Here is a 20,223-nt window from a genome sequence, read left to right as displayed (position 1 = left end):
AGGGTGTTTTATGAAAGGGATTCGCCAATATAGAATTAAGGAAATCATTACGAACCATCCTATCGAGACACAAGAGGAGCTTGTGGAAGCTCTGCGTGCCTCAGGAATGCAAGTGACGCAAGCAACCGTTTCGCGCGATATGAAGGAATTGATGCTTATTAAGGTACCAGCCGGAGAAGGTAAATACAAATATTCGATTCCACAGGAGCACCAGCGTCAAAATCCAATACACAAGCTAAAAAGAGCGTTGCTCGACCATTTTGTACATATAGATTTTACTGAAAATTTAGTCGTAATGAAGTGTTTGCCGGGAACGGCAAATACGATATGTGCGTTAATTGATAATATGGAATGGGCAGAAGTGATGGGAACCATTTGCGGTGACGATACGATATTAATGATCTGCAGAACGAAGAAGCAAAGCGGAGAAATTGTTGAACGATTGCTGGAGCTATTGAACTAAGGAGGGTATTTGCCATGCTGCGTGAGTTATCTATAAGGAATTTAGCGGTAATTGAAGAAGTAAACGTTACTTTTCATCATGGATTTCATGTGTTGACAGGAGAAACAGGAGCAGGGAAATCGATATTAATCGATGCACTTAGCTTAGTTGTCGGCGGTAGAGGCTCTGCAGACATGGTGAGGTACGGTTGTGACAAAGCCGAAATGGAAGCGATGTTTGACCTTTCAACCGGTCATCCTGTGTGGAAAGTGCTCACAAAGCTTGGCGTGCAGTTCTCCTCCGATGAGATGCTTGTGATAAGACGTGAGCTGTCATCGCATGGCAAGAGCAGCAGTCGCGTCAACGGTCAGCTTGTAACGATGACTATGCTCCGTGAAATTGGAGAATGCCTCGTTAACATTCACGGACAGCATGAGCATCAATCATTACTCCGTACGGAGCAGCATCTGGAGTGGCTCGATTTGTTTGCAGGCGATTTGTTGATCGAGCGCAAACAAAATTATCGTGCTGTTTTCAGCCAGCTTCAGCAGGCAAGAGCATCTTTGCGTGAGCTTGAAATTTCAACAAGACAGAATGTGCAAATGCTTGATTTGTACCGTTTTCAAATCGAGGAAATCTCAAATGCGAAGTTAAAGCTGCATGAAGACGAATTACTTAGCGAACAACGGCGCAAGCTAATGTATGCAGGTAAGAGAATGGATGCTGTCTCAGAGGCCTATTCGCTGTTGTATGGAGGCAAAGGCTTAGATGCGGTAAGCAAAGCGATTGCGAAAATTATTGACATTCAAACATACGACGCAGCTAACTTAAGTCCTTTACTAGAGCAGCTGCAGTCGGCTTTTTATCAAGCTGAAGATGCGGCTTTCCAATTACGCGATTATCGCGATGGCATAGAATCTGATCCTGAACTGCTTTCGCAGGTGGATGATAGGCTCGATCTTATAAATGGATTGAAGCGCAAGTATGGTGAGACAATACCAGATATATTGGCTTATTTGGAACGGACAACTGCCGATCGCGATAAGATTGAGAATCGTGACCAGCTGCTTGAAGAGCTTCGTGTAGTGGAGACGCGCCTGCATGATCAAGCATTGGAATTAGCGAAGGAACTGTCGCAGCTGCGTGAACATGCAGCTGCACGGTTGTCGGAATCGATCGAGAAAGAACTTGAGCAGCTGCAAATGCCTTCTGCAAAGTTCCGTGTACAGATTGATCACTCCTTTGCAAATGCAGGTGAGGAACGGCAAATTCGATTGCACTCCAATGGAATGGATGAAGCGGTCTTTATGCTGTCCACGAATCCTGGAGAGCCATTGAAGCCATTAAACAAAATCGCGTCGGGCGGTGAAATGTCACGAATTATGCTTGCGCTCAAGAGCATCTTTGCTGAAATCGACCAGGTTCCTGTTCTTATATTTGATGAAGTCGACACAGGTGTTAGCGGACGCGCGGCACAAGCTATAGCAGAGAAGATGTCAAAGCTGGCAGCAAAGTGCCAGGTGTTCTCCATTACACATTTGCCGCAGGTGGCATGTATGGCGGATCATCATTACGAAATACGCAAGCAGGTTATCGATGCCCGGACATCAACTTCAGTGGCCGAATTAACCGGTACGGTACGTATCGAAGAGCTTGCCCGCATGCTTGGCGGCGTAGAAGTGACGGAAAAAACAAGGCATCACGCACAAGAAATGCTTGATTTGGCGCATCGCCAGAAGGGAGCGTAATGGAAGCCATTCAGGGAATGTTTTTGCGGACATAAAACATTCGGGGCGGGGTACCTTAAAGGTACGCCACTGGCGATAAAGCCTTTTACGTCATGCGATGGAATTACAGGGAGCGTGAAATCATTGAACTCCAATCAACGGAAGCGATGGTTTGGCCTGGTTCTCGTTATCTTCATTTGCATGATCGGAAGCTCCACCCCGTTTCAACAATTTGCCGCAATCCCGAATGAACTTCGTTTATTTTCGGGGCAACAGAAACGATTGCAATATGGAGTGCCCGTTCATGCTGAAGTTACCGTCGACCCTCATATGCTTCAGATTAACGGATCTACAAGCAACTCACTGTCCGTCAATTTGAATGAACCGCTGTCATTACAATCAAGTCATAGTGGCCAGACCAGTATGAAAGTGAAATTATTTGGTAAAATTCCATTTAAGACGGTAAAAGTCAATGTTGTTCCTGATTTGCGTGTTATACCCGGGGGACAAACGATTGGTGTTAAGGTCAAGTCAGCCGGAATATTGGTTGTAGGTCATCATCAGGTAACAGGCAACGATGGAATGAAGAAATCCCCTGGAGAAGCAGCAGGACTGCGATTAGGTGATTTAATCGTCAAGATTAATGGTACAAATATTAACGAAGTACACAAAGTTGCGGAGCTTAGTGAGAAAGCGGGCAATAACAAGCAGCCCCTAGAAGTAATGTATAAGCGTAATGGCCAATTGGCAGAGACAAAGCTAAGTCCAGTATTTGATGCAGAGGATAAAGCTTGGAGATTAGGCTTATATATCCGCGATTCAGCTGCAGGTGTGGGCACCTTAACGTTTTATGCTCCTGATCAAGGCGTTTACGGGGCGTTAGGACATGTTATAACCGATTTAGATACACAAACACCGATTGAGGTTGGAGAAGGGCAAATTTTACAATCAAGTGTAACATCCATTAACAAAAGCCAAAATGGCGAGCCGGGAGAAAAACGTGCTCATTTTGTAAAAGAAAGCAAAATATTAGGCAATGTTGAGCGAAATACTCCGTTTGGCATTTTCGGCAAAATGAATGAAGTACCTATGCATAGCTACAGTGAAAAATCAGTGCCCGTAGCGTTTGCCGAAGATGTCAAAGAAGGGCCAGCGCAAATTTTGACTGTAGTAAATGGACAGAAGGTAGAACGTTTCAACATTGAAATTGTACATGTTTCAAAGCAATCGGGACCAGCTACAAAAGGAATGGTCATTAAAATTACGGATAAACGGTTGTTGAGCAAAACAGGCGGTATCGTACAAGGAATGTCGGGTAGTCCAATTATTCAAGATGGTAAATTAGTTGGCGCTGTAACTCATGTATTTGTAAATGATCCTTCTTCTGGGTATGGATGCTTTATTGAATGGATGTTACAGGACGCAGGCGTCTTGCTTAAATCAACTAATGGACGTATTGGGACAGCAGCATAAGGCATGTATTGTTATTGAAAAACGTCTGCTAAGGCCGATGATGCTGAAGCAGACGTTTTTCTCTTTTTTGAACTTCACATTAAAATAAGCAGCTAACTTTAATTAGAATGAATTTTGTCGAAGAAGAACGAATGATATCGTTACTTGTAATAAATTTTTAATTATATCGAAAAGGCGTAAAAAAATAAAGAAAAATAATTTTCGACAGAAGGAATTCATTGCCTCGTGTCGAAAACTTTAGTTAGACAACAAGTGAACGATACCATCAATATCAATTAAGGGAGGACCATACCTTGCATAAGATCGAAGTATTATTGGCAGATGACAACAGAGAATTTACTAACCTGTTATCGGAATACATATCCGAACAAAGTGATATGAGTGTGAGTGGAGTCGCCTATAACGGAGAAGAGGTATTAAGACATTTGGATGAAACAAGAAAAGTACCGGATGTACTTATTCTTGATATTATTATGCCTCATTTAGATGGTTTGGGCGTTCTTGAGCGTTTGAAGGAAATGAACTTGACCCCTATGCCTAAAATTATTATGCTGACAGCGTTTGGCCAAGAAAATATTACGCAAAAAGCGGTACAGCTTGGTGCTTCTTATTATATTTTGAAGCCGTTTGACATGGACGTATTAGCGAACCGTATCCGTCAGCTCGTTGGTAATCCTACCTATTCATCGACTGGTAACTTTACCTCTACCTCGTCCGGGCTCAAATCAAATGTCGTGCCAATTGCAAAGGGCAAGAACCTGGATGCGAACATTACGAGCATCATCCATGAAATTGGAGTACCGGCCCATATTAAAGGATACCAATATTTGCGTGAAGCCATTACGATGGTGTACAACAACATCGAAATTCTAGGCGCAATTACGAAAACTCTTTATCCGGCAATCGCCGAAAAATTCAAAACGACTCCTTCCCGGGTCGAACGCGCGATCCGTCACGCGATTGAAGTAGCATGGACACGAGGCAATATCGACAGCATCAGCCATCTGTTCGGCTACACGATCAACATCAGCAAGTCGAAGCCGACCAATAGCGAATTTATTGCGATGGTTGCTGACAAGCTGCGGATCGAGCATAAAGTCTCGTGAAAAGAAGATTAATGAGTCCTTAAGATGCAAACAACTAATACCACTTGTTTATTGGTTTTCTCAAACCAGTAAGGAAGTGGTGTTTTTTATCATTTTGCAGATTTGCTGATCAATAAAACAAAAAAAGGCTACCTTAGGATGCCTTTAATTGTAAACAACTCTTCTGTTTAGATAAACATTGTGACCATATTTCTTAATTAATCCGGATGATTCTGCTTTAATAAAGGAATGAATTTCTTTCAGACGTTGATTGCTCGGTTGAATAGTCTCTTTGACTTTACCGTCTACAAATACATCAAATACGATTTTCATCATCACACCTCATTTTCTCTTGTTGATCTCATAATAATGCAACTGTATTATGGAATGATAAAACGTAATTGATAAATATGTAATTATTAAATGAATTCATTATCGCAATGTAAAATTAAGGTCAGGAGCGATTCGATGAGAGCGGTGTACGCAGGAAGCTTTGACCCGATTACGCTCGGTCATGTGTCTGTAATTGAAAGAGCATTTCAATTGTTTAGCGAAGTTCATATCATCGTAGCTAATAATCGGTCGAAACAGCATCACTTTACGATCGAACAAAGAACGGAATTAGTTAGCCTTTCCATTACAAATGATGAAAAAATAATAATTGTTCCCTATGAAGGTATTGTCGCAAATTATGTGAATGAAAATAATATTAACGTCGTTATTCGCGGTATTAGAAATGCAACGGATCTAGAGTATGAACTGCAGCTGGAGCAATATATTCGAAATACGACATTGGCAGACACCATTTATCTGTCACCCTATACGCATTACATGCAAACGAGCAGTTCTCTCGTTCGTATGTTTCTTATGTCCGATAAGACGGAGCTTGCTGCATCGTACATGGTTCCCAAAGCATACATGAAAATGCTGGAGTACGTGGAGTAAAGTAAAATAAATCATATTCCTGGGAATAAGAAAAACCGCCGATTCTTGGATTGGTGACATCCAGTGTTCTGCGGTTTTATATGCTTGATTATAAATGACTAATAGAATAATTCTTAGCCTTGCGGCTTAGGCGGACGAGGGAGTTTTTGCTTGAAACGAGGGGCTACGTAATTGCGCTTCCGATCACGGAAAAAAGTCCAGCCGCCGATAAAGCCAGCACCTGCAAAAAACATAATGAATCCGAGCAAAAACTTCAGCCACTGAAAATCCGGTGTTACGGCATCATTTCCGAATTCAGAGAAATAAATAAAGACAGAATCCTTCATTTTGAGAAATCCGAAGCATGCAAGCAAGCCTGGTATAACGAGCATTAAAATAGCGATAAAACGGGCGGCAACTAATTTCATAAACGTAGCGTCTCCTTGTCGGTCAAAATAAACAGTTAGCTCTATCATACCTTTTTACGCAAAGAGTGTCTATTTCGTAAATGGACGATGTAAACGTCAGTAAAAACAGGTACAATAGAAATGAATGTCATGTTACAATGCGAATGGGCAATAACAGATCGTGTTGAATAGCTATAAGCATATATTGATGGTAATCATGGAGGGAATGAATATTATGGCTATTCAGGTGGATGTAGCTGTGCTTGGAGGCGGACCCGGGGGGTATACGGCCGCAATTCGAGCAGCTCAGCTTGGCAAGTCCGTAGCAATTATAGAAATGGACAAGCTGGGCGGAACCTGCTTACATAAAGGCTGTATTCCAAGCAAATCGCTGCTGCGCAGTGCAGAGGTATATTCGACACTGCTAGATGCAAGTACATACGGTATACAGGTATCGGAAGGCTCAATCTCGCTTGATTTTGGAAAAGTGCAGCTTCGTAAGGAGCAAACAGTGGACCAGCTTTATCGGGGATTACAAGGCTTAATGAAAAAGAACGGTATCCAAATCATTCAGGGAAAAGGCAGAGTTATCGGCCCTTCCATTTTCTCCCCGCGAAGCGGTTCGCTCGCTGTTGAGCTTCCAGACGGTGAAATGGAATCGGTCGTATCGACAAACCTTATTATTGCGACAGGCTCAAGACCGCGCACGTTACCAGGACTGATACCTGATGGTGAATACATCTTGACGAGCGATGAAGCGTTAGTCATGGAGAAGCTGCCTGCCTCGATCATAATTGTGGGTGGTGGCGTCATTGGCGTTGAATGGGCTTCGCTTTTGCACGATTTTGGCGTTCATGTGACGTTGGTAGAAGCGGGATCTCGATTGCTGCCAGGCGAAGATACTGAAATTTCTGCTGAGCTGACAAAATTGCTGCGTATCCGCGGTGTCCGTATTTTAACTGGGGTTCAGCTTATGACAGAGCAATTTAAGGGAGTAAACGGGGAAGTTTCGATTGCTGCGAGCACGCCTGACGGCGATGTGATACTGACCGCTGAGAAGCTCCTTTTGTCGGTAGGACGGCAAGCTAACATGGAAGGCATCGGTCTTGAAAATACAGATATTCGTACAAGCAATGGTACAATTGAGGTCAATACCTTCGGACAAACGAGCGAGCCTCATATTTATGCGATAGGGGATGTCGTTGGAGGCGTTCAGCTGGCGCACGCTGCTGCTCATGAGGGATTAATCGCTGCGGAGCACATTAGCGGAGCAAAGCCTGCTGCTGTAGAGCATCATCTGATTCCCCGTTGTATATATTCCAGACCGGAAATAGCTTCCTATGGATTAACGGAGGACGGTGCCCGTTCGAAGGGGCATGATATTAAGACCGGTAAAATTCCTTTCCAAGCGATCGGCAAAGCGCTTGTATTAGGGGAGAAGGATGGTTTCGTCAAAGTCATTGCTGACCGGAAGACAAATGATATCGTCGGCGTTCATATGATTGGCGCCCACGCGACGGACCTTATTTCCGAGGCGGCTCTTGCAGGCGTGCTAAATGCAACGCCATGGGAGGTCGGACAAATGATTCATCCGCATCCGACGCTTGCAGAGGCACTTGGCGAAGCGATGCTGGCGGTTGACGGCAAAGCGATTTCGTTCTAAGGAAGACAGTTTTCTTTTTGCGGCGATTGCGGTTATAATGTATATTATCAAGTCTTAGTACCAGGTTATAATAGTAGGTAAAAGGAGGAACACCTTATGACCCAATTCGCTTCTACTGGGCAAAATGTTCATCATTTGGAATTAGGGCTTAGCGATGAGCAAGCAATTGATATGTATGCAACGATGGTGACAGCACGTAAGTTCGATGAGCGTATGCTGCTGCTGCAGCGTGCCGGTAAAATTAACTTTCACGTTTCCGGTGTCGGTCAAGAGGTCGCACAGGTCGCGGCCGCTTTCGCGCTGGATCGTGAAAACGATTATTTTTTACCGTATTACCGGGATTATGGTTTCGTCCTTTCGGTAGGTATGACGCTGCGTGATTTGCTGCTTTCCGTATTTGCAAAAGCGGAGGACCCGAACAGCGGCGGCCGGCAAATGCCGGGTCACTTTGGCTCCAAGAAGCTGCGTATCGTAACGGGCTCCAGTCCGGTAACGACGCAGGTTCCACATGCGGTAGGCATCGCGCTCGCTGCGAAAATGAAAAAGAAACCCCTTGTCAGCTTCGTGACGTTCGGTGAAGGCTCCAGCAATCAGGGTGACTTCCATGAAGGCTTAAACTTTGCAGGCGTGCATAAGCTGCCTGTTATTTTCATGTGTGAAAATAATCAATATGCCATTTCCGTACCCATCCATAAGCAGCTGGGAGGCAAGGTCGCTGACCGGGCACTCGGATACGGCTTCCCTGGCGTACAGGTTGACGGCAACGATGCATTGGAAGTATTCCGAGTCGTGAAGGAAGCGCGTGAACGCGCAATTGCAGGTGTTGGTCCTACGTTGATTGAAGCGATAATGTACCGTATCTCGCCGCACTCGACGTCAGATAACGACCTCGCTTACCGTACGAAGGAAGAGGTCGATCTTAACCGTGCGAAAGACGGCATTCCGAAATTTAAACAATATTTAATGGATTGCGGCATTTGGTCAGAAGAGCTCGAAATGGAGCTTCAGGCAAAAATTCGTAAGCTGCTTGACGAAGCAACCGAATATGGCGATAAAGCGCCGTTCCCTTCACCTGAATCAACGCTGCTGCATGTTTATGCGGATGATGCTGAGCAAGGGAGGAATAACTAATGGCAGTAATCGAGTACATTGACGCGATTCGGCTCGCAATGAAGGAAGAGATGGAGCGGGATGAGGACGTGTTCGTTCTCGGGGAGGACGTTGGTCTTAAAGGCGGCGTGTTTACGACGACGAAAGGGCTCATGGAGCAGTTCGGCGAGCTTCGAGCGCTTGATACACCGCTTGCGGAGTCCGCTATAGCCGGCGTTGCGATCGGAGCTGCGATGTATGGTATGAAGCCGATTGCGGAAATGCAATATTCCGATTTCATGTTTCCGGCAACGAATCAAATTATAAGCGAAGCGGCCAAAATCCGTTACCGCTCTAACAATGACTGGACATGTCCGCTCGTGATCCGCGCGCCTATCGGCGGCGGTATTTTTGGCGGCTTGTACCATTCTCAATGTACGGAATCGGTATTTTTCGGAACGCCTGGCTTGAAAATTGTCGCGCCTTACACGGCTTATGATGCAAAGGGGCTGCTTAAAGCGGCCGTACGTGATCCTGATCCGGTGCTTTATTTTGAGCACAAGAAATGCTACAAGCTTATTACCGGCGATGTGCCGGATTCCGACTATATTGTGCCGATTGGTAAAGCGAACGTGCTTCGCGAGGGGGAAGACATTACTGTTATCGGCTACAGTCTTCCGCTTCACTTTGTGGAGCAGGCAGCGGCTGAGCTTGCCGCGGAGGGGATAAGCGCGCATGTTCTCGATCTGCGGACGCTTCAACCGCTCGACAAAGAAGGGATTCTTGAAGCGGTGCGTAAAACCGGTAAAGTTCTTATTATTCATGAGGATAACAAAACAGGTGGAGTCGGTGCAGAGGTATCGGCTATTATCTCGGAAGAGCTCTTGTTTGAGCTTGATGCGCCAATTATGAGGCTTTGCGGACCGGATGTTCCAGCGATGCCGATTAATCCGCCGGGCGAGAAGTTTTTTATGCTTAATAAAGAAAAAGTGAAAGAGGCCATGCGGCATTTGGCGCTTTATTAAAATATAAGTATGTAAAAGTTTGACGTACACACATCGCTTATATTTCACCGCGAAACGTATGCTGCGCCGCAAGTGGATGGCGTCAGCCGTTTACGCTTGGGCCGATTGGGAGATGAGAATCATGAAAACAATGACGGAAATCGTCGTACCGCAGCTTGCGGAATCGCTTGTATCGGCCACCATAGATAAATGGCTGAAGCAGCCTGGTGATCGGGTTGATATATACGAGCCTATCTGTGAAATTCTTACGGATAAAGTTAATGCGGAGCTGCCTTCGACAGTGGCAGGTACGTTTATCAAAATTTTGGTCGGTAAGGGTGAGACGGTACCGGTCGGAACGCCGATTTGTTTAATTGAGACCGAAGGGGCTGCTGATACGGGAAGCCGGTCGGCTGATTCACAGCCGGACTATACAGGCTCGGTTCCAGCTTCACCGACTGCTGAAATGCAAGTGGAATCCGAGGATGCGCCTATGCGTAACCGGTTCTCGCCTGCTGTACAACAGCTGGCAGCTGAGCATAATATTCGATTAACGGATGTGCCTGGTACTGGTCTTGGCGGTCGTATTACCCGCAAGGACGTGCTTGCGTACGTTGCTTCAGGAGCCGGTAGATCGGTCAATGCTACAAGTAGCAGTACAGCGTCAGAAGCGCTTCGCACCGTAGATCCGGCTGCGCAGGTTCGTTCCTCAGGACTGCACTTGACCGAAACTCCGAGATTGCCGAAAATCGAGGTTGAGGGATCTGCCGGTATTGGCCGCGGGGATAGCTTTATTGACGTAACGCCAATCCGTAATACGATTGCACGCAATATGAGACAAAGCGTTAGCGAAATTCCGCATGCATGGACGATGATTGAGGTGGATGTTACGAATCTCGTGCTGCTTCGCAATAAGCTGAAGGATGAATTCATGAAGCGCGAAGGAATTAACTTGACGTATTTGGCCTTTTTGCTCAAGGCTGTCGTAAATGCCATTAAGGACTTCCCGATCATGAACTCAATGTGGGCGGTCGATAAAATTATTGTGAAGCGGGATATCAATATTTCACTTGCGGTTGGGACGGAGGATTCCGTTCTAACGCCGGTTATCAAAAATGCCGATCACAAAAATGTAGCCGGCTTAGCAAAAGAAATTGATGAGCTTGCACGAAAAACACGCGAAGGCAAGCTGACGCTTTCTGATATGCAGGGCGGTACATTCACGGTGAACAATACCGGCTCTTTCGGATCCATTCTATCTTATCCGATCATTAACTATCCGCAAGCTGCCATCTTAACCTTTGAATCCATTGTCAAGCGTCCGGTTGTCATTAATGACATGTTGGCTGTCCGTTCAATGGCAAACCTTTGCCTGTCGCTGGATCATCGGATTTTGGACGGTGTTATTTGCGGACGTTTCCTGCAGCGGGTGAAGGACAATTTAGAAAGCTTCAATACGGAAAGCAAATTGTATTAGAAATGGGAGGAACCAACATGGCTGAGGCGGAAAACGCAAATAGCTTGAGACGGTTGGATGCCCGCTATATAGGAAAACTCGAATACGCTGAAGCGTGGGAGCTGCAAAAAACATACGTGAAACAAATCGATCAGGAGGAGCGTCAAGAGACGCTGCTCCTTCTTCAGCATCCGCCGACCTATACAATCGGTTCCGACCGCAACCCGGAGCACCTGCTGCTTAATGAAGCAGAACTAGAGGAGCGGGGGATTACGCTGTTCCAGATCGATCGGGGCGGCGATATTACCTATCACGGACCGGGTCAGCTGGTCGGATATCCACTGCTTTATTTGGAAGCTGAAGGTCTAGATTTACATGCTTATTTGCGCAGCCTGGAGCAGGTCATTATCAATTGGCTTGCCGAGTATGGAATAGAAGCGGGCAGAAAACCGGAATATACAGGAGTGTGGGTGGGGGATCTGAAAATAGCCGCCATCGGGGTGAAATTTAATAAAGCCCGGCATCGGCGGGGCTTTATTACAAGTCATGGCTTCGCTCTAAATATAAAGGCTGGAATTGCCGCTGAAGGATTTAGCGGCATCGTCCCTTGCGGAATTGAGCAATACGGCGTCACGTCGTTCAATGATTTGACCGGACGGGAGCTGTCGGTTGAGGAAGCGGCGAATCAATTGCTCCCTTATTTTGTGAAAGAGTTTAAATATGAATTAATAAAATAACGAACCCAGTCCGGCGACCAAGGTGGATAATAGCAATGCGGATACGAGTATAATGGCAACAATACGTATTAATTGCTCTCTGCGCATTCAGAAAAACTCCTTTCATGTTTGAACATCATAGATTGGCACTAGCCTGTCTTTACTCTATTGTATACGAAAATAACGGACGGAGGAAACGTAAATGATTGCAAAGGACCGGTTAGTTGACGAGTTTATGGAACTAGTGCGTGTCGATAGCGAAACGAAGCATGAGCAGGAAATAAGCAGGGTGCTTAAGCACAAGTTTGAAGCACTCGGGCTGCAAATCAGCGAAGACGATGCGGCGTCAAAAACGGGACACGGAGCAGGAAATTTATTTGCTTTCTGGGAAGCGAACGGAGCTGACGAATCTGCTCCAACTATTTTTTTTACCTGCCATATGGATACCGTCACGCCGGGAGTGGGCATTAAACCTCAGCTGGATACGGACGGCTATATCCGCAGTGACGGCACCACCATTCTTGGAGCTGACGACAAAGCAGGCATAGCGGCAATATTTGAAGCGATTCGCGTCGTAAAGGAGCAGTCTATTCCCCATGGGCGTATACAGTTTGTAATAACCGTAGGCGAGGAGTCAGGTCTTTTAGGTGCACGCGCGCTTGATGCATCGAAGCTTATTGCTAAATTTGGTTATGCGCTTGATTCAAATGGGGCGATTGGCGATATTGCGGTCGCTGCGCCGACGCAAGCAAAGGTAACGATTAAAATGTACGGCCGTTCGGCGCACGCGGGCGTTAATCCTGAGGATGGGATAAGCGCGATTCAGGTTGCTGGTAAAGCGATCGCTCGAATGCCGCTGGGGCGTATTGATGAAGAGACGACTGCTAACATTGGCAGATTTGAAGGCGGAGGAGCTACGAATATCGTTTGCGACTTCGTAAGACTGGATGCAGAGGCTCGCAGTATTGTGCAGCATAAGTTGGACAGTCAAATTGAGGCCATGCGGAAAGCAGTCGAAAGCGCTGCGGAGGAGTTTGGAGCACGCGGAGAGCTGGAGAGTGAAATTATTTATCCTGCTTACCAGTACGATGACCAGGACCCGGTTGTTCAACTGGCCAAAAAGGCGATTACAGCTATAGGACGTACTCCGCGAACGTTTCATTCCGGAGGCGGCAGCGATGCGAATATTTTTAACGGCTTAGGCGTTCCAACCGTTAATTTAGCAGTCGGCTATGAGCACATTCATACAACGAAAGAACAAATTAAGGTTGAGGATTTAGTTAAAACGACTGAGCTTGTCGTAGAGATTATTAAACAAGCTGCAGCTGCGGAGTAGCAAGAACGGGATGAGCAGACAAATAAGAATCGCTTAAGAAGCTGGTAATTGTCTGGGGATTAAAAGACAGAAAGCCCTTCAATCCTATTAGCTTCAGCACTTGCTGAAATAGGATGGAGGGTTTTCCGTTTTTATTTCACAGCTTAACGTTTTTGCTGACGCGAACGATTAATTCGCTTTTCCTGATTGGGCACGGCGTCCAGTAATGACGTTGGTATATTCGCTCACTAGGCTCTTTGATGCGGACGATGCAGAAAGCTTGCGCAGCTGATGACGAATTTCCCAGCCCTTGCCGACCAATCGAATTTGATTTGAAACTACATATTGTTTCATTTTATCCGCCCCTGTCGATTTGATATAATGATAGATATGCAGGGGTAGGACAAGATATGCTGAACAGACTAACTCAAATAAAAGGAGTCGATAAAAGGTGGACGAGAAACAAGCAGCTCCGTTATGGCGCGAGGAAACTATTAAGACGGACCCGATATTCGAAGGCAAAATGATTTCTTTGCAAGTGGACACAGTCACTCTAGCAGATGGCAGAACGGCTACGAGAGAAATTGTAAAGCATCCGGGGGCAGCGGCAGTTATGGCGTTATTGGACGGAAAGCTGCTCGTCGTTGAACAGTTCAGAAAACCGCTCGAAAAATTTCAAATCGAAATTCCGGCCGGCAAGCTTGATCCAGGCGAAGATCCGCTTACCGCTGCTGCCCGCGAGCTGGAAGAAGAGACAGGCTACCGCGCAAAGGGACTTAAACTGCTAAGCGCTTTTTACACCTCACCCGGCTTTGCCGATGAGAAGCTGTACGTTTATTTCACCGATCAAGTCGAGCTCGGCGTGCAAAATCCCGATGAAGACGAAGATCTCAAAGTAGAAGCCATCACCCTCGAACAAGCAGAAGCTTACATTACAGAAGGCCGCATCAGTGATGCCAAAACTATCCTCGCTGTCTACGCATGGAAGCTCTACACACTAACGGGTCGGCTCTAACCGACCCCCGTCATACCTCTCCCCAAACCCTCATACAATAAATAGACAACCCCCAACAAATAAACTCACTGATATTTTTTACTCATAGCTGTTCTAAACGTTAAGCGTATCCCAAAGAACGAAAGCGATCCACCACAAACGAAACTGACAAGCATCTCACTAACTCCCACGTTAGTCAGATGCTCTAAACAGGCAGCAAAGTCCACCAAACGTTAAGCGTGTCACGCAGGGACGAAAGCGATCCATCACAAAACTAAACTGACAATCATCTCACTAACTCCCTCGTTAGTCGGATGCTCTAATCAGGCAGCAAAGTCCCACCAAATGCTAAGCGTGTCCCAAAGGGACGAAAGCGATCTACCACCAATATAACTAAAGTACACCTCTGAATTTCCCTCGTTAGTCCAATTGCGGGTGTCCAGAGGGCGCAGCCCTTGGGGCCCTCCCTTGGAAGGGAGGGGTTGGGTGGGTTCGAAAGCCCTTAAGGGTCAGGGTATACGTTGGTTTGGGTGGGTTCGAAAAGCCCTTGAGGGTTTGGGTGTACGTTAGTTTAGGTGGGTTCGAATGCCCTTAAAGATCGGGGTGTACGTTGGTTTGGGTGGGTTCGAAAAGCACTTGAGGGTTTGGGTGTCAATTTAGGAGGAACTTAAATGATAAAAAACCAACTTTCACTATATGTATTTGTTTCCGTATTGTTCGTCGTCGGCGTCATATTCGGTGCGCTGATGGTGAATGCCCTGACGCTCGAGCAGCAGCAGGAGCTAGCTCAAGATGTGGATCAGTATGTCCAGCTCATGAATAATGGAAATGGCTTTGGTGAGGTACAATCGTTCTGGGAACGGTTTATTTTCCATAGCAAATGGCTGCTCCTATTATGGCTGCTCGGTATTACCGTTGTCGGCATTCCGGGTGTGCTTGCGCTCAATTTTTTGAAGGGTGCGCTGGTAGGCTTTTCGGTAGGAACGCTCATTAATCAATACGCTTGGAAAGGTGTGCTTTTCTCGCTTGTGTCGATCGCGCCGCAAAATATTATCGCCGTACCCGCGATGGTAATTACGAGCGCAGCAGCCATTTCGTTCTCCATGTTTGTCATTAAAAACAGACTGATGCAGCAGAAGGGAGCACTCGCTCCCCAGCTGGGTTCGTTCACGTCGACAGCTGTGCTTATGCTCATGATGTTCGCAGGGGCGGCGCTGCTTGAAGCCTTTGTTTCACCTGTACTTATCAGCTGGGTATCACCGCTTCTATCGTCTGCAAACGCCACAATGTGACACCAAAATGTTTGACTTTATTACAGGTTAGCACCTATAATGAAAGGAAACGTTTCCTGAAAAAGGCGCAGACATGTAGTAGGGGGGAAATCATGGAAGCCCGGATTGAGAAGATCAAACAACAGTTGCAGTCGCAGGGCTACAAATTAACCCCGCAGCGTGAAGCAACGGTTCGAGTTTTGCTTGAGAATGAAGACGACCACCTAAGCGCTGAAGATGTATTTATGCTAGTAAAGGATAAAGCCCCGGAAATCGGACTTGCAACGGTCTATCGGACATTGGAATTGCTCAGCGAAATGCACGTTGTCGAAAAGTTGAATTTCGGCGATGGGGTTGCAAGGTACGATTTGCGTACGGATAGTAACAAGCATCATCATCATCACTTAATATGTGTACAATGTGGCTCAATGGATGAAATTAAAGAAGATTGGCTTTTGCCATTAGAAGAACGGCTTGAGCAGGAATATGGGTTCTTTGTAATCGACCATCGGCTTGATTTTCAAGGCGTTTGCCGTCGCTGCAAAGAAAAAAATGACATCGCGAAACCAAATGGAAATCAATTATAAACGGCTTTGCTGCCCAGCATAACTGGATGGCAAAGCCGTTTTGGCCTTTTTATGCGTTAAAAATCTTATCCAGCTGCATTAAACCGGCTCCTTGGGAACGTATGCCAAAGCCTTTCAGTTTTTTCGCTCGTCTGCGAAGTTTTATTTTCACCGCTGAAGGACTTAGGCCTGATTTGCCGGCAAGGAGCAACGCCGCACCGCCTGCAACATGCGGAGCAGACATACTCGTGCCGGATAGCTTAATATACTTTTGATTCAGCCAGGTTGATAATATATTTTGACCAGGAGCGGTCAATCCGATTCCTTTGCCTCTGCTGCTGAAGCTGGCGATTCTATTCGAACGAGTAGATGCGGCGACTGCAATAGTCTCCGAAAAAGAAGCAGGCTCGTCTATTTTCCCGCTTGATTTTCCAGAGTTGCCTGCGGATGCAACAATGACAATTCCTTGCCTATACGCACGCCGTACCGCATTGTGCAAGGTGCCGCTGCTCTCTGTGCCGAGCAGACCGAAGCTCATATTAATGACGTGCATCCGATTTGATATACACCAATCGATTCCTTCAACAATATCCGATACATAACCATCGCCGTTCTTATCGAGCGCTTTAACCGCGTACAAATCGACCTCCGGAGCTGTTCCTGTCACATTCCCTGCTATGCCGATAGCGGATACGATACCTGCAACGTGGGTGCCGTGCCCATTATCGTCATAGTAAGATCCACCATCAATCGTATTAATGCCACCAGCAATACTTAGATGGGGATGTTTGGCAATTCCCGAATCAATAACAGCTACCTTTATCGATTTGCCGCGTGTGGTTGACCATGCTTGCGGAGCTTTAACCCGGTTAATATTCCAAGTGATTAATCCTGAAACCGAGGTCGAAGCCTGAGTTAGCAATGGCTGTGAACGGCCACGGCTTATTTTTGCCGTATTCACTTTTAGATCGTGAGCGCGAATTTTGTAATCTTTTTCTACAAGCTTTATTAGAGGATGCTTCGCTAAAGAGCGCCATGCTGAGCGTTTGTCAAAATGGCATCCAATCACAAGGCTGCTCGGTACCGTTTTGTAAGGATTGATGTCTAACGATTTTAATTGTTTTAAACAGCGCATGTAGGAGCGTTTGGACTTAAGAGTAATTAGTTTGCGGAAGGTATGTCTGGAAGGTCTGCACGCGGCACAGCTGCTGAACATCGTTTCGAGCTTTGACAATGGTTGTTGAGCCTCCCTTATCAGGTGTAAAGCTATTTCAGTGTATGGGGGAGGCAGTTATTGCGTATGGGTAACTGCCAGCTGCGCACATATTTTTTGAAATATAACAAAGTATAAATTCGAAGTTTATTTATATAAGGCTTCTATTTCACCGCAAAAAAGTACGCTTAAGGACGATCATTCTGTCCTGACTGCTCATACATCATAGAAAGCGCATGTTTTAAAATATAAGAATTTATAAGCTCAACTTATAAACAACCTTATATTTCATCGCGAAACGTAAGCTGCGCCTTTCTAAGGGCGACAGCCGTTTACGCTTGTGACGAAAGCTTTACTATACAGCACTTTTAGGAGGAGAATGGTCATGATTGTCGGAGTTCCAAAAGAGATCAAGCAGAGCGAGTACCGCGTCGCCTTGACACCTGCCGGAGTAACGATGCTGGCAGCAGCTGGACATAAAGTGCTCATAGAGGCAGACGCGGGTAATGGCAGCGGCTTCGAGGATAGCGACTATGAACGAGAAGGCGCTGAAATAGTAAACACAGCTGCGGAGGTCTGGGCAAGAGCGGATATGATCATGAAAGTGAAGGAGCCGCTTGCAGAGGAATTTGGCTATTTCCGCGAAGGCATTTTGTTGTTTACGTATTTACATCTGGCAGCAGCGCCTGACTTAACGAAAGCTTTAGTTGATAAAGGAGTAACAGCAATCGCTTATGAAACCATTCAACTCGCAAATGGCAGTTTACCGCTATTAACGCCTATGAGTGAGGTTGCGGGACGGATGTCCGTTCAGGTGGGCGCTCAATTTTTGGAAGCTTTTAACGGCGGGAGAGGTGTGCTGCTTGGAGGTGTGCCAGGCGTTCAGCCTGCAGAGGTTGTGATCATTGGCGGCGGGATCGTCGGTACAAACGCAGCGAAAATTGCGCTTGGAATGGGTGCGAATGTGGTTATATTGGAAAGAAGCGCTGATCGGATGCGGTATTTGGATGATGTGTTCGACGGTAGAATCCGGACGCTTATGTCAAGTCAATACCATATCGCAGAAGCAGTCGTCAAAGCGGATTTGTTAATAGGCGCAGTTCTTATACCGGGGGCGCGTGCTCCGCATTTGGTAACGGAGCAAATGGTCCAAACGATGAAGAAAGGCTCAGTTATCGTTGATGTAGCGGTCGACCAGGGCGGCTCCATCGCAACAGTGGACCGACCGACCACCCATAAGGATCCTATTTATATTAAACATGGTGTCGTCCATTATGCGGTTGCGAATATTCCGGGAGCCGTACCGCGCACATCAACCTTTGCACTAACGAACGTCACGATGACCTACGCATTGGATTTAGCAAATCACGGGATGGAAGCTGTACGCAAGAGCATCCCTCTACAAAAAGGTGTGAATACGCATGCGGGCAAGGTAACATATGAGCCGGTTGCGGCTGCGACCGGATTGCCTTACACGCCGTTAGAAAAATGGCTGGACAGTATCCCGTATGATCGTTTGCAGCCTTAAAGGTATATTCGCATCGGCCTCCTCATATGGTGATACGGATGGACACCGGTATCGTAATGATAAAGGAGGTTGGTGCGAATGGTTTTTTCGATTCGAAAGTGGACGAGCCGCATCGTATTTTTGGTTGTTTTTATGATATTGCTCTTCACGGTTACGGGAGGGTACCGCTGGCTTGCCGACGCGATTTCACCCGTGCATCCTTATCGGGAGCCCAAAGGCGACGCATTAAAAGTTTTTGTAACGGATCCAGATTCGCCGGACAGTGGAAATGCAGCTGACCGGCTTCGATGGTTTTATTGGTACGGCGAGTAAACATGATTTGTGCACGATGCACAGATTCACGGAGGCTAGCAGGATATTATCAGTCGAATGTTGAATCTTTTTGTAGAATAAGTTCATCAGTATCGTGTGAAAGTGAAGGGAAAGTCCGATGAAAGCTCATTTGAATCAATATTTTCATTACTTACAGGTGGAACGCAGGTTGTCCGCGAATACGTTAGCTTCCTATGAACGGGATTTGGTTCAATTTATTTCCTACCTTGAGGCGCAGGGGCTGAGTGGACTGGCCGCTGTGCAGAGACATCATATTTCAAGATATTTGCTGCATTTGAAGGAACAGGGAAGGAAGGCAGCAACGTTATCGCGACATATTGTCTCGCTCCGCGCTTTTTTCCACTATTTGTCCATTGAAGGCATCATTATCCAAAATCCATCCATTTATATGGAGTCGCCTAAGCAGGAGAAGAAGCTGCCAAGTATATTAAGCGTTGCTGCGACAAGCAAGCTTCTCGAAACGCCTAGCGGCAGCAGTCCGACCGGGAAACGGGATAAGGCCATGCTGGAGCTTCTATATGCGACAGGTATAAGGGTATCGGAGCTTGTGTCGTTAAATATGGAAAACATCAATTTGCAGCTGGGATTTGTTCAATGTATTGGTGCCGGACTAAAGGAGAGAATCGTTCCCTTCGGCCGGTTGGCTGCGGAAGCTGTCGCGGACTATTTGCAGTCAGGAAGAGATGAATTATTGACTCAAAGAGAATCTGAATCGGCATTGTTTCTCAATCATTTAGGCACAAGATTGACAAGACAGGGCTTTTGGAAGACGATAAAGAAATATGCGAAGGAAGCCGGCATCCAGGAGGATATTACGCCTCACACGCTCCGGCATTCGGTTGCTGCTCATTTGCTCGACAACGGGGCGGGTATCCGGGCAGTTCAGGAGCTGCTGGGTCATGCGGACATCGCAACGACACTCAAATATACGCAGGCATCTAAAATGCGAATGAAGGATGCTTACAGCAAAGCGCATCCACGCGCGTAGCGGTCACGCACCCAAGCAACCACCTACAG

At 46.4% G+C, this 20,223-nt stretch carries 21 protein-coding genes; 17 read left to right on the top strand and 4 right to left on the bottom strand.

The features are described from left to right. The first annotated feature begins 10 nt into the window (after nt 1-10). From ahrC to coaD, 5 genes are all read left to right on the top strand, one after another. The gene (gene ahrC, locus DFP97_RS04065) at nt 11-463 is read left to right on the top strand and encodes a transcriptional regulator AhrC/ArgR (RefSeq protein ID WP_114378687.1); all 453 of its coding nucleotides are present in this window, start codon (nt 11-13) and stop codon (nt 461-463) included. Nucleotides 464-477: 14 nt separating this feature from the next. Further along, nucleotides 478-2,190: a DNA repair protein RecN gene (gene recN / locus DFP97_RS04060; RefSeq protein ID WP_114378686.1), complete on the top strand. Its 1,713-nt coding sequence runs from the start codon at nt 478-480 to the stop codon at nt 2,188-2,190. A 123-nt stretch (nt 2,191-2,313) separates the two neighbouring features. Continuing rightward, complete coding sequence (spoIVB, locus tag DFP97_RS04055; RefSeq protein ID WP_114378685.1) at nt 2,314-3,642, top strand: SpoIVB peptidase; 1,329 nt, start codon at nt 2,314-2,316, stop codon at nt 3,640-3,642. Between the two features lie 293 nt (nt 3,643-3,935). Continuing rightward, nucleotides 3,936-4,748, top strand: coding sequence for a sporulation transcription factor Spo0A (gene spo0A / locus DFP97_RS04050; RefSeq protein ID WP_114378684.1), 813 nt, complete (start codon nt 3,936-3,938; stop codon nt 4,746-4,748). Nucleotides 4,749-5,195: 447 nt separating this feature from the next. Then, nucleotides 5,196-5,672 (top strand): pantetheine-phosphate adenylyltransferase, encoded by a 477-nt coding sequence (gene coaD / locus DFP97_RS04040; protein WP_114378682.1) that lies wholly within the window; start codon nt 5,196-5,198, stop codon nt 5,670-5,672. 113 nt (nt 5,673-5,785) lie between these two features. On the opposite strand, the gene DFP97_RS04035 is transcribed toward coaD, so the two are convergent. Beyond that, a complete protein-coding gene (locus DFP97_RS04035; RefSeq protein ID WP_114378681.1) occupies nt 5,786-6,079 on the bottom strand; it encodes a DUF2627 domain-containing protein in 294 nt (97 codons plus the stop codon). 214 nt (nt 6,080-6,293) lie between these two features. Between DFP97_RS04035 and lpdA the strand changes: the two genes are divergently transcribed. The 5 genes from lpdA (at nt 6,294) to lipB (ending at nt 12,007) form a co-directional block, all read left to right on the top strand. Then, a complete protein-coding gene (lpdA, locus tag DFP97_RS04030) occupies nt 6,294-7,721 on the top strand; it encodes a dihydrolipoyl dehydrogenase (protein ID WP_114378680.1) in 1,428 nt (475 codons plus the stop codon). 96 nt (nt 7,722-7,817) lie between these two features. Beyond that, on the top strand, nt 7,818-8,852 hold the full coding sequence (locus tag DFP97_RS04025; RefSeq protein ID WP_114378679.1) for a thiamine pyrophosphate-dependent dehydrogenase E1 component subunit alpha: 1,035 nt from the start codon (nt 7,818-7,820) through the stop codon (nt 8,850-8,852). Next, nucleotides 8,852-9,835, top strand: coding sequence for an alpha-ketoacid dehydrogenase subunit beta (locus tag DFP97_RS04020; RefSeq protein WP_114378678.1), 984 nt, complete (start codon nt 8,852-8,854; stop codon nt 9,833-9,835). Before DFP97_RS04025 ends, DFP97_RS04020 begins: the two co-directional genes overlap by 1 nt. A 112-nt stretch (nt 9,836-9,947) precedes the next feature. Continuing rightward, nucleotides 9,948-11,291: a dihydrolipoamide acetyltransferase family protein gene (locus tag DFP97_RS04015; protein WP_425453494.1), complete on the top strand. Its 1,344-nt coding sequence runs from the start codon at nt 9,948-9,950 to the stop codon at nt 11,289-11,291. A 17-nt stretch (nt 11,292-11,308) separates the two neighbouring features. Then, a complete protein-coding gene (lipB, locus tag DFP97_RS04010) occupies nt 11,309-12,007 on the top strand; it encodes a lipoyl(octanoyl) transferase LipB (RefSeq protein WP_245975889.1) in 699 nt (232 codons plus the stop codon). Here lipB and prli42 read toward each other — a convergent pair. Beyond that, a complete protein-coding gene (gene prli42 / locus DFP97_RS30615) occupies nt 11,996-12,094 on the bottom strand; it encodes a stressosome-associated protein Prli42 (RefSeq protein ID WP_181873351.1) in 99 nt (32 codons plus the stop codon). The two genes, lipB and prli42, sit on opposite strands and share 12 nt — an antisense overlap. Nucleotides 12,095-12,188: 94 nt before the next feature. On the opposite strand from prli42, the gene DFP97_RS04005 reads away from it, so the two are divergent. After that, a complete protein-coding gene (locus tag DFP97_RS04005) occupies nt 12,189-13,322 on the top strand; it encodes a M20/M25/M40 family metallo-hydrolase (RefSeq protein ID WP_114378675.1) in 1,134 nt (377 codons plus the stop codon). A gap of 168 nt (nt 13,323-13,490) precedes the next feature. On the opposite strand, the gene mciZ is transcribed toward DFP97_RS04005, so the two are convergent. After that, entirely contained in the window at nt 13,491-13,655 is a 165-nt protein-coding gene (gene mciZ, locus DFP97_RS04000) for a Z-ring formation inhibitor MciZ (RefSeq protein ID WP_114378674.1), read from the bottom strand. A 97-nt stretch (nt 13,656-13,752) separates the two neighbouring features. Between mciZ and DFP97_RS03995 the strand changes: the two genes are divergently transcribed. The 3 genes from DFP97_RS03995 (at nt 13,753) to fur (ending at nt 16,153) form a co-directional block, all read left to right on the top strand. Beyond that, on the top strand, nt 13,753-14,316 hold the full coding sequence (locus tag DFP97_RS03995; protein WP_245975887.1) for an NUDIX hydrolase: 564 nt from the start codon (nt 13,753-13,755) through the stop codon (nt 14,314-14,316). Between the two features lie 650 nt (nt 14,317-14,966). Beyond that, nucleotides 14,967-15,587: a stage II sporulation protein M gene (spoIIM, locus tag DFP97_RS03990; protein WP_114378673.1), complete on the top strand. Its 621-nt coding sequence runs from the start codon at nt 14,967-14,969 to the stop codon at nt 15,585-15,587. A 92-nt stretch (nt 15,588-15,679) separates the two neighbouring features. After that, complete coding sequence (gene fur / locus DFP97_RS03985; protein WP_114378672.1) at nt 15,680-16,153, top strand: ferric iron uptake transcriptional regulator; 474 nt, start codon at nt 15,680-15,682, stop codon at nt 16,151-16,153. Between the two features lie 49 nt (nt 16,154-16,202). Here the strand turns inward: fur and DFP97_RS03980 are convergent, their stop codons facing one another. Next, entirely contained in the window at nt 16,203-17,366 is a 1,164-nt protein-coding gene (locus DFP97_RS03980; RefSeq protein ID WP_114378671.1) for a S8 family peptidase, read from the bottom strand. A 364-nt stretch (nt 17,367-17,730) separates the two neighbouring features. On the opposite strand from DFP97_RS03980, the gene ald reads away from it, so the two are divergent. From ald to xerD, 3 genes are all read left to right on the top strand, one after another. Continuing rightward, nucleotides 17,731-18,873 (top strand): alanine dehydrogenase, encoded by a 1,143-nt coding sequence (gene ald, locus DFP97_RS03975; protein ID WP_114378670.1) that lies wholly within the window; start codon nt 17,731-17,733, stop codon nt 18,871-18,873. Between the two features lie 78 nt (nt 18,874-18,951). After that, entirely contained in the window at nt 18,952-19,185 is a 234-nt protein-coding gene (locus DFP97_RS03970; protein ID WP_114378669.1) for a DUF4227 family protein, read from the top strand. 118 nt (nt 19,186-19,303) lie between these two features. Next, nucleotides 19,304-20,194 carry a site-specific tyrosine recombinase XerD gene (gene xerD / locus DFP97_RS03965; RefSeq protein WP_114378668.1) on the top strand — a complete coding sequence of 297 codons (891 nt, stop codon included), beginning with the start codon at nt 19,304-19,306 and terminating at the stop codon, nt 20,192-20,194. Nucleotides 20,195-20,223 lie beyond the last annotated feature (29 nt).

It is taken from the genome of Paenibacillus prosopidis (assembly GCF_003337375.1).
Lineage (GTDB): Bacteria > Bacillota > Bacilli > Paenibacillales > Paenibacillaceae > Pristimantibacillus > Pristimantibacillus prosopidis.
The sequence above is the reverse complement of the archived record's forward strand: the minus strand, read 5'-3'. Positions and strand labels throughout refer to the sequence as shown.